Consider the following 15,475-nt stretch of genomic DNA (forward strand, 5'->3'; position numbering starts at 1 on the left):
ACAGGCAGGGCATTCCAGGAGCAGCCCAGCCAGGGGGAGAAGGATAGCAAGGTGAGCCGAGGCTGGGAGCTATTTCATTAGGAGAGTGAGGAGCAGTCAACATGTCAGCCTCTTTACAGCCTGACCATCCCGCTGAGCCATCCCTCAGCGCCCTGGTCACCGAGCAGGACAACCCCGCCAGCCGCGACATTGATCGCAAGAGTGCGCTGGAGATTGTACAGATCATTAACGCCGAAGATGCCCGTGTTGCTGCGGCAGTCGAGCAAGAGCTGCCCCAGATCGCGCGCGCTATCGAAGCTATTGCTGCCCGCCTGCGTGGTGGTGGACGCTTAATCTATATGGGGGCTGGCACCTCGGGACGACTTGGGGCCTTGGACGCCTCGGAATGTCCCCCGACCTTCAACGTGCCACCAGAGCTAGTCATCGGTTGGGTCGCTGGTGGGCCCGCCGCTCTCAGTCAGGCCAGCGAGGATCTAGAAGACAGCGCTGAAGCCGGGCGCGACGACGCGGCACGCTTACAGGTTGGGGCTGCCGATGCTCTGGTTGCCATCACTGCTAGCGGACGCACGCCGTACGCGCTGGGAGCCGCCCATTACGCCCGTGAGCAGGGTGCTTTGACCATCGGCCTGGCCTGCAACCGCCCGACGCCTCTGGAAGCCATTGTCGAGATCATGATTGCTCCCATCGTTGGCCCAGAGGTCATTACCGGCTCCACCCGTATGAAGGCCGGCACTGCGCAAAAAATGGTGCTCAACATGCTCAGCACTGGGACCATGATTCTCCTGGGGAAAACCTACGGCAACTTGATGGTTGATGTCCAGGCGACAAACTACAAGCTGCAGCAGCGCGCATTACGTATCGTGCAGCTGACCACCGGCCTGGAACGAAGTGCCGCCGAGGAGCTGCTCGCTCAGGCCAATGGTGAGGTCAAAACAGCGATAGTCTGTGCCCGCAGCGGCCTCGATCCCCAGAGTGCCCGCCAGCGCTTGGCCGAACACGGTTTTATTTTACGCGCAACACTGGATTCGCTGTCATGATAGGAAGCACACCACAGAAGCACACAGCCACGCATGACGAGGAGTTCTATCTTGGGGTTGATGGCGGGGGCAGCAAGACGCTGGCGATTGTCGTCGACCGCCACGGACGCGAGCGCGGTCGCGCTCTAGCTGGTAGCGCAAACTACGCCTCCGTGGGTCAGGAAGAGGCTGTCCACCAGGTGCAGCTGGCCGCCGAGCGGGCTTTGCAAGCCGCCGGCGCCGAGAGCCGACCGCGGGCCGCCTGGATTGGTCTGGCTGGGCTGGACCGTCCAGCTGATCACGCTGTTCTCTCCCCTCGGCTGGCCACCCTGGCCGACCAGGTCCATGTGACCAATGACGCCGAGCTTCCTCTCGCGGCACTGGAGCAAGCCGTAGGCGTTGTGCTGATCGCGGGCACTGGCTCAATCGCCCTGGGACGGGATGCTTGCGGTCACTTGTGCCGCGCCGGCGGCTGGGGATATCTGCTGGGCGACGAGGGAAGCGGCTACGACATTGGGCGCCAGGCTCTCCAGGCTGCCACTCGCGCCGCCGATGGCCGCGGCCCCCACACCAGTCTTCTTCCCCGTATTCTGGCCTACTGGGGATTAGAGCGCGCAGAGGACCTGATCGGTGTTGTCTACCACGGTCTGGAGACTGCCGCTGTCGCTCGCCTGGCCACCTGTGTCTTTGCTGCAGCTCGCGAGGGCGACCGGGTAGCGCGCCGCATCGTGGGCAATGCAGCTACCGAGCTGGCGCTGGCGGCCCTGGTGGTCAGCAACCAGCTGGAGTTTTCTGACAACGTGGTGCCACTGGCTCTGGCTGGAAGCCTGCTAGTACGTGAGGCACCTTTCCGTGCTCAGATCCTGCGGCGGCTGCGCGCGCGGCGGCGTCTTGGCCAGGTAGTCATCGTAGAAGAGCCAGCACTCAGCGCCGCCAAAGCAGCGATCCACCTGGAGTCGGTGCACTCTCCACCGAGGTCGTCCTCTCTGCAGTCCAGGCCCTATACGAGCGATGAAGGAAGGGAGAGACGTTGATGCCACCTCATCATCCATCGTCTGACAAGATGGTCGAGAGAGCCGTCCTGAATGCCGCCGATCTGCGCGACCAGCTGGGCCAGCTCCTGATGGCAGGCTTCGAAGGGACCAAGCCCTCACCCACCATTCTCGACCTCATCGAGAATCACCGCTTGGGCGGCGTCATTCTCTTTTCACGCAACATCGAGAGCGCAGAACAAGTCTATCACCTGACCAGCACCCTACAGGCCAAAGCACGTGCTGCAGGCCATCGCTATCCATTGCTGATCGCCATCGATCAAGAGAATGGCATGGTCCAGCGGCTGGGCGAGCACGTCACTCTATTTCCAGGCAATATGGCCCTGGGAGCCAGTGATTCACCCGAGCTTGTGACCGCAGTCGCTGGCGCTACCGGGCGCGAGCTGCAAGCCTTGGGCATCAACATGAACCTGGCGCCCGTCCTGGATATCAACAACAATCCGGCTAACCCCGTCATCGGCGTCCGCTCCTTTGGTGAAGATCCCGAGCAGGTTGCCCGCCTGGGCTTGGCTGCGGTGCGTGGTTACCGCGAGGCAGGCCTCATTAGCTGCCTCAAACACTTCCCCGGGCATGGCGACACGGCTACCGATTCCCACCTCGCCCTGCCACTTATTCCTCACGATCTAGCGCGCCTGGAACGCCTGGAGCTGGTTCCTTTCGCCCGCGTCTTGCAGGAAGAAGGGGCCGATTGCATCATGACAGCGCACATCGCCTTCCCAGCCCTGACCGGCGATCCAGGTCTACCCGCGACGGTAGCACCTGCGATCATCTCGGGCCTGCTTCGGCAACGCCTGGGCTTCGACGGGGTAGCTATGAGTGACTGTCTGGAGATGGAGGCCACAGCCGCCACGTTGGGCATAGAGGAGGCCACGGTGCGAGCCTTAGAGGCCGGCCTCGACCTGATCTTGATCTCGCATCGCTACGACCGTCAGCTAGCCGGGCTGGCTGCCATGCGCTCCGCGCTCGATGAGGGGCGGCTCTCTCCAAATCGCCTGCACCAGGCCCTGACACGCTTGCAACGTCTCAAAGCACGCTACCTCTCGTGGCAGCAGCTACCACGGCCCGAGGGGTTGCGCCTGCTCAAACAGCCCGAGCATCTGGCTTTGCAGCGCCAGAGTTACACGCGGGCCATTACGCTGCTACGCAACGACGCCGGGCTGCTGCCCTTACGACTGGCCCCAGAGCAGCAACTCCTGATCGTGCTGCCCCAGAAGGAAGGGGCCAGTCGCGTCGAAGATCAGCGCTATCCTGTTGAAGCGCTCGTCGCTGCCGTGCGAAGCTATCATCCTAAGACAGAGGCACGACTTCTCACTCTTCCTCTTTCCGAGCCTGAGCAGCAGCCTCTGCGGGAGGCAGTGGCCCAGGCCCAGCTGGTGCTGCTGGTGACGGTCAACGCCTATCTGGATCGCGCCCAGAGCGAGTACATCAACTGGCTGGTCGCGGAAGCCCCTTGCCCTCTTGTCGCACTTGCCGTTTATAACCCCTACGACCTTCTGGCCTGCCCCCAACTGACCACCTATGTGCTCACCTATGAGTATACCCGGCCCGCCATCGAAGCTGCCGTCGCCGTCCTCTTTGGAGACACTCAACCCCAGGGTCACCTGCCGGTGAGCCTGCCCCCCCTGCATGCCCGCGGTGAGGGTCTCAGCTTCTAGCCAGCTAGCAAGGCGATCCCGCTCCCTCAAGCCGGTGAGACGAAGGAGCAGGATCGCCTTCTTGTCGATGTGAGGTCAGCAAGGCAGCGAGCCTTAGCTCACGTTACGCCTGTGCTGACAATCAAGCATACAGACAGGCAAAATCAGCCTTTGACCGAGCCAGCCAGGATGCCGCGCACAAAGTAGCGCTGCAGGGTGAAGAAGATCACCAAAGGCAAGGCCATCGAGATAAAGGCCGCCGCGGTCAGCACTTCCCAGTTCGAGCCATAGGAATTGACCAGGTTAGCAATCGTCACTGTCATGGGAGCCCGATCGGGGTTACCGCCCATAAAGACCAGGGCCACCAGCAGATCGTTCCAGACCCACATGAACTGGAAGATCACCAGCGAAGCCAGCGAAGGCACAGAGAGCGGTAGCAGAATGCGGAAGAAGATGTTGATATTGGAGGCGCCATCGATCCGGGCCGACTCAAAGAGATCGCTGGGCAGGCCGGCAAAGAAATTGCGCAGCAGGTAGACGGCGAAAGGCAGGCCGAGAGCAGTGTGCATCAGCCAAATACCGACGTAATTTCCCGTCAGCTGGAGGCCCGTTACCTGGGTAAACATCGTATAGAGGCCCAGCACAGGGATCAAAGTCATCTGCACCGGAATGACCATCAGCGCCACAATCATCAGGAAGATCCAGTCGCGCCCGGGGAACTCCATCCAGGCAAAGGCATAGGCAGCAAAAGCTGCCACCAGGGTTGGGATAATCGTGCCAGGGATAGCAATAATCAGGCTATTGAGGAATGCCTGGCCCAGACCCTGAGCATGGAGGACGTTCTCATAATTCTCGATGGTGAAACTCCAGGGGGGAACGAGAGCTGTCCACCAGCCAGTAGTGTGGATCAGAGACGGGGGGCGAAAGGAGCTAATGAAGAGGCCCAGCGTAGGTACCGACCAAATGAGCGCAATCAGAACGACAATGACCGCCACCAGGCTATGGTTGACCAGGCTCAGGAGCCGCTGGCGCAGGGGCAGGCGTCCCACTCTGGCAGCCGTCTCCGTCATTGGCAGGGCGGGAGCTGCTTTCTGTGGAGCGACCAGGCTCGATTGAGCCTCTGGATTCATGGTACTCATCGTTGCGCCTCCTGCACACGGAAACGACGAATATTGAAGTACATGATGGGAATGATTGCCAGCAAGAGCAAGACAGCCAGAGCACTGGCCACACCAAAATTGTTGAAATTGAAGAGTTGCTGGTAGTACTCAACAGCAACAACATTGGTGCCGTAGTCCCCACCCGTCATGACGTAGACGATATCGAAGATCTTCAGAATATTGATGATCATCGTGGTCGTCACTACGGCAATCGTCGGGCTGATCATCGGCACAATGATGCGGAAGAAAATGGTAATCTCGCCTGCTCCATCGCAGCGGGCGGCCTCCAGAATCTCGCTCGGGATTCCTTTGATGGCCGCCGAGAGGATTACCATACAGAAACCGGTCCACATCCAGACGTAGACCGCAATCAGAGCGAAGTTATTAAAGCGACTATCGGTAATCCAGGCCTGCGGCTGGCCGCCAAGAGCCGTTACCAGGGCATTCAGCAGACCAATCTGGGTCTGACCAGGCGGCTCATATTCATAGACGAAGCGCCAGATGACGCCGGCTGCTACAAAGGAAAGCGCCATCGGAACAAAGATAGCCGCTTTGGCCACGCTTTCAAAGCGCACGCGATCGACCAGTACGGCGATCAGCAAGCCCAGCACCACTGTTGCCACCGTGGCCAGCACCAGCCAGAGCAGGTTATTGCGCAATACCTCCAGTAGAGAAGAGTTCGTAAAGATCAGAAGATAGTTGTGCAACCCAACAAAGTGCGTGGAAGTGGCATCCAGGAAGCTGAGCCAGATCGTGAAGAACATCGGATAGAGCAGAAAGATGATCACAAAGAGGACCGCCAGCCCGATCCAGAGCCAGGGGGTTAGGCTGAAGCGCTTTCTGCGCGCCGTTGTCTTCGTCGGAAGGCTCCGCTGCTCTTCGATGGCTTTGATCATAAGCACACATCCCCTGGGAACAATTGTGTCTATGACACGGTACCACAGCTGCTGGCCCGCGTCCAACCTGTGTCTACTGGCCTGTGTCTACGGGCCTGACACCAGTACCACGTAAAAATGGGCGAAGAAGCTCCATCTATCCAGCCAGACCTGCCAGCATTTGCAGGAGGTAAGAGTCCCACTGGCATCTCGCAGGAGTTCCTAAAAGCCCCATGAGAGAGACGCCGGTGCGCCTTATCGTGGGTCATCCAGTGAGCCGGGCAGGCCTGTCCGCCAGCTATCGCCAGACAGCGCGCAGCGTCAGGGCGAGGCGGGGATAGCCTTTTCTCCCCGCCTCCTCTGCCCCTCAGTTTGCCCCTCTGCCTCAGCGGCCCTGCCCTTTCCGCAGCTCCCGCGGATGCGCGGCTGAGCTGCCAGGTTCTATCCAGGCAGAGGGGAGTCAGCAGACAAGATCTCAAGCGGGCAAGCAAGCGAACTCACCCGAACGAGAGAGGCTTCACTTTCCTACGAGGAAGCGTAAGCCTGTTGAGCCGTTGACTCCAGCGAACTCAGGATACTATCGAGCTTAGTCGGGTCCTTGATGAAATCCAGCATGGCTTTCCAGTAAGCCGTCTCCATCGCCGGCGGCATCAGGTCATCGGCCCCGAAGCGGAAGATTGTGGCACTGGTCAGCATCTGCGCCGAAGCGCGCGCGACATCATTAGGATAGGCCGACAAGGAGACCGCCTTGCTCGGCGAGGTAAAGCCGCCGCGCTTGACCCAGATTTCTTGCGCCTGGGCCGTCTCCAGATACTTCACCAGCTCGCGCACGCCATTGTTATCCCTCAAGGCAACGATCACATCCGCCCCCCCAGTCACAGCCCCCTGGTACTGGGGATTAATCGTCGGGAAGGGGAAGAAATTGAAATCCTTGCCAGGCTGGGCACTCTTGAACTGCGCCGTAATGAAGCCGGCAGTGAAGTCGCCGAGGTAGTAGAGGTAGGCCTCGGGGGGATTCTTGAAGGGGGCATAGCTGGCGTCCTGGAAGTTGGTGGCCAGGATCGACTGAGGCGCACCATTAATATAATGTTTGCCAGTGACGATCTGGGCGAAAGTCTGGAAAGCCTGTTTGACACTACTGTGGGTCCAGGGGATCTTGTGATTGACCCACTGATCGTAGAGATCAGGCCCCGACTGCAACAGGAAGATCTCATCGACCCAGTCGGCAGCTGGCCAGCCGCTGGCCGAGCCGCTCTCGACTCCCATCGACCAGGGATACTTTCCTTTGCCGGCGATCATATCGGAGAGCTTGATCAGGTCGTCCCAGGTTTTGGGAATTGTGCCGCCGATCGCCTGAAACTGCGTAGGATTATACCAGATAGTACCCTTGTTGGCCGCCTTGTAGAAGAGCGCGTAGAGCCGACCGTTATAGGAACCCAGATCGATCCAGGTCGAAGCGTAATCGCTCTTGACCTTGTTCATATCCAGGAAGGAATCGAGGGGAATCAACTTGCCCTGGCTCGCCAGCTGCTGCATCTTGCCCGGATTAGGCAGCACGGCAATATCTGGCGGGTTGCCGCCGCGCAAGCGCGAGGTGAGCACCGCATCGAGATCACGCGTTGCCTCGATCTTGACTGTGATCTTCGACTGACTCTCGAAGGGAGTCACTACTGCGTCAAACGATTGCTGCTCCTCGCCGCTCCAGACATTGAGCACATCGATCGAGCTGACGGTTGCGGGCGTACTGCTGCCCCCGGTAGTGCTGGGCGTGCCACAGGCCGCCAATACAGAGGCGGCAGCGCTGGCCGTCAACCCGAGCGCCATCGCGCGCTGTAGAAAGACCCGTCTCCCGATCCGATGTTCACTCAGATCTTCTACGAGCCGATCTAGCGCCTCGCGTTGTTGCCGATCATAAATAAACATAAGCTCCTCCTTTGGGCTGATGATGCTCGGCTCACTACAGTTGCGTGCAGTTTGCAACTGTCACAGACAAACAGGGAACGGAGCAGAAAGATGTCTGTGCAGACAGAGAGAGTGTAGCCAGGCAGCCCCAGGCTGGCAACGTCCTCCTAGGGACAGCGTGACGGCTCATAGACGGCTTGATCTGGCCAGCCCTCCCTCCTTCCCTTATTTGCTCCCGACATGAGCTTGCTGACAGCGTCGCCACAGCCAGTTACCGCCTAGAGCACGGCCAGCCCAGCCAACCTGGCCAGCTTCTGGTCCTTCAAGCAGACTGAGCGCGCGGCGCCGGGGCAGCAATCTTTCTCTCTTTTCCTGGTGGTAACGGCAATCTTAAGTGTTTCCCTGTCAGATTTTTCATGGCTCTCCTGTCATACAGTATAGGCAGAGGGACAACAAGCGCAGAAAGGATACAGCCGTGAGCAAGGCCAGAAAAATGCCTGCCAATGACCGGCTCCGTAGCGAGCGACTCCGTCGGGGCTGGTCGCGCGAGTATGTGGCGGCCCAGATCGGAGTGGCTGATCCGAAGACAATTGGCCGTTGGGAACGCGGGGACGCCATTCCCAGCGCCTACTTCCGCCAGAAGCTCTGCAGCTTCTTCGGCCTGTCGGCCCAGGAGCTGGGCCTCTATCAGGAGCCTGCCCACGCCGTTCCACCGACCAGCGAGTCGCCCGCTTGTGGATCAGCCCGCACACATGAGGAAAGCAGCCACGACTCGTCTGAGCAGCCAGGGATAAACAAGAGCATTTTTGACCCGGCCATGCCGCTCGTAACGCCAGAGAGTCTTTCACCGATTGGACGCGACCGCATCCTATCCCAGCTAAAATCGCAATTGATGCGAGAACGGAGCGGCAATACAGTGGCTCTCTATGGTCTGCCCGGAGTCGGCAAGACGACGCTGGCTCTAGCCCTGGCACACGATCCAGAGGTGCAGGCCCACTTCAATGGGGGTATCCTCTGGGGCCGGCTCGGCAGCGAGCCTCATCTCCCAGCCCTGCTACGCCACTGGGCAGCGCTGCTGGAGATTCCTCCCCACATTCAGCTACGCCTGGAAAGTCTTGAAAGCTGGATTCAGGCGCTGCGCGCCGCTATTCAGTATCGACGCATGCTGTTGGTCATCGACGATGCCTGGTCATACGCTGAAGCCTTGCTGCTGATGGTCGGCGGGCCACAGTGCGCTTACCTGCTGACAACACGCTTGCCGGTGGTGGCCCTGCACTTCGCCAATGAGCGGGCTTTCCGCGTTCCTGAGCTGGAACAGGAGCAAGCGCTGGCTCTGCTGGAGCGCTTTGCCCCCCTGGCTACTCGTCTGGAGCCGGAAGCCAGTCGCACTCTGGTGCAGGCCGTCGGCGGCTTGCCGTTGGCTCTGACCCTGATCGGGCGCTACCTGCAGGCCCAGACCTACAGCGGTCAGATCCGACGCTTGCGCGCCGCCCTGGAGCGCCTCCAGAATCCGCAGCTACGCCTCTCGCTGGAGGGATGTGACGCCACCGTGGAACCTCATCACTACCACGCCCAGGCCGCTCCACCATCGCTGGCAGCTGCGCTTGCAATCAGCTACCGCCGCTTGAGCCGCGAGGCCCGCCAGGCGTTGACTTGCCTGGCCACCCTACCACCGAAGCCGCAGACCTTTCATGAAACATCGCTGGGCCAGCAGGTCTCAGCACATACGCTCGATGAGCTGCTGGATGCCGGTTTGCTAGAAAGCGCCGGCCCGGACAGCTATACGTTGCATCCGGTGATCGCCGAGTACGCACGTAGCTACTCTCACCTCCAGGACCAGGATCTCGCTCAGTCTGTTTCCAGACCTGTCACCGCGTCTGCTCCGCTGGCAGAGCGCTCTCGCGCCGCGAGCCTTGGCTCGCCCGAACGTCCTGCCCGCTGCCCAGATCTAGCACCGATGGTGTATCATGGGGGGGAGAGATCTCAGCCGTCGCTGCCTGCACTCCATTACCAGGACCATCAGCAGCCGGCTCATGCTAATCCCCTGGCGCTCTCTCCCTGAGCTGCCTCCCAGGGGGTCCAGACTGCCACTTCGTGCGCTCTCTTGCTCACCTGCTTGAGAAAGCGCTATTGCAAGGCAGCAGACCCAGAGCAGACGCCGGGGTCTCTCTGCAGTTGTCTTCGGCAGCTCGTTAAGGAACCTCACCCATGGCCTACAGGATAGAGGATACGTCTTCATCGGGGACAAATGGCTCGCTTGATGAGTTAGCTCTTGTGCAACGAGCGCAACGCGGCGACGAGGCTGCCTTTAATACTCTGTTCGAGCGCTACGAGCACCGGATCGCCCGCTACCTGAAACACATGGTCGGCAACGATGGGGTGAGCTGCGATCTGACCCAGGATACGTTTTTCCGCGCCTGGCAAGGACTGGCGGGTCTACGCGATCCGCAACGTTTCGCCAGCTGGCTGTATCGCATCGCCACTAATCTTGCTCATAACTATCTGGAACAGGCCAGGCGCATGCAGTACGTCCCCTGGGAAGACTGCCACGAGGAGAGTCGCGAGCTGAGCACGCTGGGGATGGAACAGCATATCGAAGAGCGCGAGTTGACCCAGATCGCTCTTGCTCATGTCTCGCCCACTTACCGCGCTTGTCTCATTCTATACGTGATTGAAGGGCTGCCACAGCGCAAGGTAGCCGAACTGCTGGGCATGAAAGAATCGTGCGTGAGTAAATATCTCAGCCGAGGCAAAGAGGAGATGCGCCAGATCTACCAGCGCCTGGAGAGCGAAGGTCTTCCGACCAGGCAGAGAGGAGGCAAGCGGAAATGAAGCAGCCGCCGCGTCCTCCCTGCCCGTCCTGGGCTGAGAAGCTCGCTCTGCGTCCGGAGGACCTGTCACCTGCCGATCGTGAGGCGCTGCAGGCTCATCTGCAGCACTGTCCCGTCTGCGCAGCTGCGCGGGCCGACTATGAGCTGATTGATGCCCGCCTGCGCGCACTACCCGACCCAGTGCTGAAGCCTGTACCACGTCTGGCCGCCCTCATGAGCAAGTTCTCCAGTGAAGAAGAGGAGCGCTCATCACAACCGTTCGCAGGCCGGACTCGCCGGGCAAGCAGCCTTTACGCGCGCCCCGTCCCGGCCCGCTGGTCACGGTCGCCTCAGCGTGTCTGGACAGCTGTGGCCGCCCTGGTAGCGGCTTGCCTCATGCTGGCGATGGGCCTGCCATTGATGCACCTGCTCACGGAGAGCGGAGCTACCAGCCCAGGCACACTGCTGGTGACCTACCACGGACACAGCAGCCCTATCACCTCCTTAACCTGGTCGCCGGACGGCGGCTCGCTGGCCTCCAGCGACCTCAAAGGCACCATCGAAGTCTGGAACGCTCTCACTGGCACGCTGCGCTATCGCTATGCGACCAGCGCCGGTATTGCCTACGCCGTGGCCTGGTCTCCCAATGGGCGCTATCTGGCCGCCGCTTTTGAGAATCATACCGTCGAGGTCTGGAACACTGAAACGGGCCAGCGTCTCTATCGCTTCACTCGCCACACGGACATCGTCTATGCGCTGGCCTGGTCGCCAGACAGCCGGAGATTGGCCTCTGGAGGAGGTGACAATCGCATCTGGGTTTGGGATGCCACCACAGGAGCCAACGCCGTTGTCTATAATGGCATCTTTCCCGTGACAACGCTGGCCTGGTCACCAGACGGAAACTACCTGGCGGCAGGCGACGCCGGCGACATTGTCCGCATCTGGAACGTGCACACCAGCAATCCAGAGACGCCGCTCCTCTCCTATACAGCCCACAGCGATGCCATTACCTCCTTGAGTTGGTCACCGGACGGTCGCTATATCGCCTCGGCCAGCAAGGATGGCACGGTGCGCGTCTGGAACGCCAAGAATGGCAGCACCCTGCGGGTCTATACCGGCCACCACGGCAGCGTTGACGCTGTCGCTTGGTCGCATGATGAACGCTTCATCGCCTCTGCGGGAGCCGATGCTACCGTGCAAGTCTGGGACCCCTTCAACGGCGAGGTGGCCCTGATCTATCGACAGCATAGCGATGAAGTCACCGCGGTCGCCTGGTCTCCGAACGATCACTATCTGGCCTCCGCGGGCTGGGACCATACGGTCCAGGTCTGGCGCGCTCCCTGACCATTCCAGGCACAGCTGCTGAGCCGCTTACGGTTCTACGCCAAGGGAGAGAGCGACCACCTCATACCGATTCCCCCTCCCTCTCAGATCAGGCTCTTGCCCCTGGTCCCGACCCGATTGGGAGTCCCTAGCTAGCCAGTCGGGACCGGGGGAGTCGTTTTCCTCTCTACCTTTCTTCTCTTCTACCAATTGATATACTGTAATTATACTTTTCTTATGAAGAAGAGGCAAAAGCATTACAAGCTCTTCTGACATTATCGGTTAGCACAGCGTCTCTCTGATAGCCACCATATTGCACAGACAGCCCGGAAGAACTATACTGTAAGGTGGCTAATTTACGCCCCCTATCGCTGGAAGCTCAGTGCGCTGTGAGCCTGGGAGGAACGCATGCCCGCGCCATACCATCATCACCAACGGCGCGATGAACAGCCGGGCTGGCAGGCTCAGTATCAGCGGAAGCAGTGCAAGCAGGAGCGCCTCCGCCGTCGCGTCTTCTTGCAGCGTGCTGTGACCTTGGGCCTGGCCGCCCACCCGGCACTCGCCTTGCTAGCAGCCTGCGACAGTCAGTCCGCCTCGGTCGATGTTTTGACCGTCTGGAGCAGCGAGGAACAGGACTCTTTCCGAGCAGTGGTTGCCCCTTTCGAACGACAGACTCAGATCAAGGTGCAAGTTGTCTCTACTCGCGATCAGGACACGCTCCTGGCCACGCTGCTGCGAGCGAATACGCCTCCAGGGGTAGCCATCCTGCCCAATCCGGGCGGGATGCAGCAATTGGCCGCGCAGGGGAAGCTTCTCCCTCTGGACAGTTTCCTGGACATGGAGATGGTCAAACGCGACTATAGCCGTACCTGGATCGATCTTGGGAGCTACAAGGGAGCACTCTATGCGCTCTTCTACAAGGCGGCCAATAAAGGGATCATCTGGTATAACCCCCGGCAACTGCAGGCCCTCGGCCTAAGCGTACCTCACACCTGGGATGAGCTGATCGCGGTCTCTAATGCCATTGCAGCCCAGGGACGCTATCCCTGGGCCATCGGGGTCGAGAGTGCAGCCTCTAGCGGTTGGCCGGCTGCCGATTGGATCGCCGAGCTCTATTTGAAAGAGTGGGGACCAGAGATGTACCAGCGCTGGGTCAACCACACCATTGCCTGGACCGACCCGACTATCAAGCAGACCTTTCGCCGCTTCGGCTCTATTCTCACGGGCAATCACTATATCCCCAATGCTCCGACCTCGATCCTGCTGACGAACTTTCAGGACGCCAGCTACGCACCCTTTGAACAACCGCCGCGCGCCTACTTCTACTATTCGGGCGACTTCGTGCTTGGCTTTGTCACGAGCCGCTTTCCCACTATTGTCCCCGGAGAGGAGATCAACTTCTTTCCTTTCCCGGAGATCAACCCACGCTACGCTGGCGCCGTCACTGGGGGAGCCGATGCCGTGGTTGCTCTGCAGGACACAGCAGAGGTGCGGGCTCTGGTGCAGTACCTCGCCAGCGCACAAGCACAAGAGATCTGGGTTCGGCGCGGCGGCTTTACCTCAGTCAATAAATCGATTTCCCTCAGCGCCTATCCCAACCCGGTCGCCCGGGCCTCGGCCCAGATGCTCAGCCAGGCCCCCTTCTTCTGCTTTGGAGCAGGTGACTTGATGCCACCTGTGGTCCAGCACGCTTTTTGGAAAGGCATGCTAGCTTTTATCCAGGAGCCAGACCAGCTTGACACGATTCTCAAGTCTATTGAAGCAGTCGCCCAACGTAGCTATCCCGCCTAGTCAGTCAGGCGCAGAACAGGCGCGAGATCCGACAGCCCAACTCTCTCGCTGCCATAAAGGCATGCCGCCTTCCTCCTCTCTGTCAGCAGAGTCTTGGCATCTCCTCCTCTCCTGCTCTCTGCCAATGAGACCCTAGGGAGAGCACAGAATCGCGACCTCATCAAAGAGGTCGTGCACCTGTTCAAAGAAGGCCGCTGGGGCAAGCCCCCCGAGGTGGGAAGCTGGCGAGCATGGGCAGCCTGGTCGGCAGGGTTTCTGGCCGGGCTGATCTCGGCCCGCCTTCCCTCGACCCTATCCTTCTATGGCAATTGTCTGCGCTGCCACCAGCCGGCTCATGCGTGCGGGGGCAGCCCCCGCTGCGGAACCTGTACCTGTCCACGCCCGGGCAGCACACCAGTGGCCCACTAGTCCGTGGGGCCAAGCTGCCTGCTTCCAGAGTCCGGCATCGCACGACGGTCCTGGGTCCTAGGGAGCAGGCAGCGTCTCCAGCATCGCCAGCCAGGAGGAGAGGTCTGCTACAATGGCACAGGTACAGCGCACGATCCCGCTGCTGCTGCCAGCTGATGAAGACCTGCGTGAGACCCTGGCGGTCTTCCAGCGGGTCCAGCAGCAGCTCTCAGCTCCCTGCTTCAATGGGGGAAAACCCCTCTCTGCCGTGGCTCTGCATCGGGCCTGCTATCAGGAAGTCAAGAGCCAGCTCAACGCGCAGATGACCTGCACGGCCATCCGGCTGGTGGCTGCCGCCTCTCAGTGCGCCTGCAGCAACCACTGTCCCCCCCAGCGCCCCTTCCAGTTTCGGCGCAGACGGGCGCTGTTTCTGATCGGCCCACGAGGATGGGATGCCAGGCTGTGCCCTGATGGCACCCTCTCGATCTGGACCGTGGCCGGACGCAAACAGCTCTCCTGCCGGGTGCCGGAGGCATTCCTGCCACGGCTGGCCCAGGCCAAGACCATCGAGAGCCTCACCGTGGTGGAACAGGCGGGAAAGCTCGTCGGGCGACTGACCATCACGCTGGAGGTACCTGATCCCCCGACGGCACGTCCAGAGATCAAGGCCGTCGTGGGGATTGACCTGAACGAGACGAATGCGCTGGTAGCGGTGGATGGCCAGGAGCGGCTGCTCTTTGTGAGTGGGAAAGCAGTGAAGGTGCGCAATCGGCGCACGGCGAAGACGCGGGCGCGCGCGACTGCAACGCAAGCCGGCGGCCCACAAGGCACAGCATCGGGACACGCGCAGTGGCTGGCGGGAGCTGCAACGGCTTGGCCGCCGGCAACAACACCGCACCCGGACGTTTGCCCAGACCGTGGCGCAGCGTCTGGTGGAGTGGGCACCGTCACAGGGAGTGCTGGTCTTCGAACGGCTGCAGGTGCCACCGCCGCAGAAAGAGCAGATCCGTGGGAGGACCCTGCGACGCCGGCTCGCGCTGTGGCAACGCGGCTTGATCCGCCGGTGGGCAGAGCAGCAGGCACAGGAGCAAGGACTGCGTGTGGTGGAGGTGAACCCGTCTTACACCAGCCGAACCTGTTCCCGCTGTGAGCAGCGAGGGAACCGCCGTCGGCACGCTTTCACTTGCCCACACTGTGGCTTCCAGGAGCATGCTGACAGCAACGCGGCCAGGAATATCCGCACACGCTTTACTGTCCTGCGGGACAGTGGGCTGCTATCAACCAGCCCAGAAGCTCGGGCCGACGAGGCTGCCGGCAAGCCCCTGGCTTGAGCCAGGGGTCGTTGACATCCACGATCGCCAGAGTGGATAAGGTCGGCCTGACCGCAGTGTCCCCGGGCCGTTGAGCCGGGTCCATTCCTAGTCAGCCTCTTGTGCTCGTCTCCCGCCCCCCTTGTGGAAAGGGGCCGTGGCGTTGTAAGCTATGACAGAGAGCGAACCAACAAACAACCACAACAAGTGCCTTG

General features: G+C 60.7%; 11 protein-coding genes. 8 read left to right on the top strand and 3 right to left on the bottom strand.

Annotated features, from left to right (window positions below; genetic code table 11):
- Positions 1 to 101 precede the first annotated feature (101 nt).
- From murQ to nagZ, 3 genes are read left to right on the top strand one after another with little or no spacing between them, the layout of a single operon-like run.
- Positions 102 to 1,037 (top strand): N-acetylmuramic acid 6-phosphate etherase, encoded by a 936-nt coding sequence (murQ, locus tag KTAU_RS00130; protein WP_151726490.1) that lies wholly within the window; start codon positions 102 to 104, stop codon positions 1,035 to 1,037.
- Positions 1,034 to 2,050, top strand: coding sequence for a BadF/BadG/BcrA/BcrD ATPase family protein (locus tag KTAU_RS00135; protein WP_151726491.1), 1,017 nt, complete (start codon positions 1,034 to 1,036; stop codon positions 2,048 to 2,050). Before murQ ends, KTAU_RS00135 begins: the two co-directional genes overlap by 4 nt.
- Positions 2,050 to 3,723, top strand: coding sequence for a beta-N-acetylhexosaminidase (gene nagZ / locus KTAU_RS00140; RefSeq protein WP_151726492.1), 1,674 nt, complete (start codon positions 2,050 to 2,052; stop codon positions 3,721 to 3,723). The genes KTAU_RS00135 and nagZ overlap by 1 nt, the downstream gene beginning before the upstream one ends.
- A gap of 143 nt (positions 3,724 to 3,866) precedes the next feature.
- On the opposite strand, the gene KTAU_RS00145 is transcribed toward nagZ, so the two are convergent.
- From KTAU_RS00145 to KTAU_RS00155, 3 genes are all read right to left on the bottom strand, one after another.
- Entirely contained in the window at positions 3,867 to 4,772 is a 906-nt protein-coding gene (locus KTAU_RS00145; protein WP_151727620.1) for a carbohydrate ABC transporter permease, read from the bottom strand.
- A 65-nt stretch (positions 4,773 to 4,837) separates the two neighbouring features.
- Positions 4,838 to 5,758 (bottom strand): carbohydrate ABC transporter permease, encoded by a 921-nt coding sequence (locus KTAU_RS00150; protein WP_151726493.1) that lies wholly within the window; start codon positions 5,756 to 5,758, stop codon positions 4,838 to 4,840.
- 504 nt (positions 5,759 to 6,262) lie between these two features.
- Positions 6,263 to 7,660, bottom strand: a complete 1,398-nt coding sequence (locus KTAU_RS00155) for an ABC transporter substrate-binding protein (protein ID WP_151726494.1) — start codon at positions 7,658 to 7,660, stop codon at positions 6,263 to 6,265.
- 454 nt (positions 7,661 to 8,114) lie between these two features.
- Here KTAU_RS00155 and KTAU_RS00160 point away from each other — a divergent pair, with 454 nt between their 5' ends.
- The 5 genes from KTAU_RS00160 (at position 8,115) to KTAU_RS22280 (ending at position 15,281) form a co-directional block, all read left to right on the top strand.
- Complete coding sequence (locus KTAU_RS00160) at positions 8,115 to 9,701, top strand: helix-turn-helix domain-containing protein (RefSeq protein ID WP_151726495.1); 1,587 nt, start codon at positions 8,115 to 8,117, stop codon at positions 9,699 to 9,701.
- Positions 9,702 to 9,847: 146 nt separating this feature from the next.
- The gene (locus KTAU_RS00165; RefSeq protein ID WP_151726496.1) at positions 9,848 to 10,471 is read left to right on the top strand and encodes an RNA polymerase sigma factor; all 624 of its coding nucleotides are present in this window, start codon (positions 9,848 to 9,850) and stop codon (positions 10,469 to 10,471) included.
- Positions 10,468 to 11,793 (top strand): WD40 domain-containing protein, encoded by a 1,326-nt coding sequence (locus tag KTAU_RS00170; protein WP_151726497.1) that lies wholly within the window; start codon positions 10,468 to 10,470, stop codon positions 11,791 to 11,793. Before KTAU_RS00165 ends, KTAU_RS00170 begins: the two co-directional genes overlap by 4 nt.
- A 387-nt stretch (positions 11,794 to 12,180) precedes the next feature.
- Complete coding sequence (locus KTAU_RS00175) at positions 12,181 to 13,563, top strand: ABC transporter substrate-binding protein (protein WP_151726498.1); 1,383 nt, start codon at positions 12,181 to 12,183, stop codon at positions 13,561 to 13,563.
- Positions 13,564 to 14,882: 1,319 nt separating this feature from the next.
- Positions 14,883 to 15,281: a zinc ribbon domain-containing protein gene (locus KTAU_RS22280; protein ID WP_353739802.1), complete on the top strand. Its 399-nt coding sequence runs from the start codon at positions 14,883 to 14,885 to the stop codon at positions 15,279 to 15,281.
- Positions 15,282 to 15,475 lie beyond the last annotated feature (194 nt).

Origin of the sequence: Thermogemmatispora aurantia, assembly GCF_008974285.1 — a bacterium.
GTDB lineage: Bacteria > Chloroflexota > Ktedonobacteria > Ktedonobacterales > Ktedonobacteraceae > Thermogemmatispora > Thermogemmatispora aurantia.

Bases quoted from the DNA above. Each gene is read 5' to 3' on its own strand.
- KTAU_RS00170 (WP_151726497.1), top strand. From the start codon at position 10,468: ATGAAGCAGCCGCCGCGTCCTCCCTGCCCGTCCTGGGCTGAGAAGCTC.
- KTAU_RS00145 (WP_151727620.1), bottom strand. From the start codon at position 4,772: ATGACGGAGACGGCTGCCAGAGTGGGACGCCTGCCCCTGCGCCAGCGG.
- murQ (WP_151726490.1), top strand. From the start codon at position 102: ATGTCAGCCTCTTTACAGCCTGACCATCCCGCTGAGCCATCCCTCAGC.
- KTAU_RS00165 (WP_151726496.1), top strand. From the start codon at position 9,848: ATGGCCTACAGGATAGAGGATACGTCTTCATCGGGGACAAATGGCTCG.
- nagZ (WP_151726492.1), top strand. From the start codon at position 2,050: ATGCCACCTCATCATCCATCGTCTGACAAGATGGTCGAGAGAGCCGTC.
- KTAU_RS00135 (WP_151726491.1), top strand. From the start codon at position 1,034: ATGATAGGAAGCACACCACAGAAGCACACAGCCACGCATGACGAGGAG.
- KTAU_RS00150 (WP_151726493.1), bottom strand. From the start codon at position 5,758: ATGATCAAAGCCATCGAAGAGCAGCGGAGCCTTCCGACGAAGACAACG.
- KTAU_RS00155 (WP_151726494.1), bottom strand. From the start codon at position 7,660: ATGTTTATTTATGATCGGCAACAACGCGAGGCGCTAGATCGGCTCGTA.
- KTAU_RS00175 (WP_151726498.1), top strand. From the start codon at position 12,181: ATGCCCGCGCCATACCATCATCACCAACGGCGCGATGAACAGCCGGGC.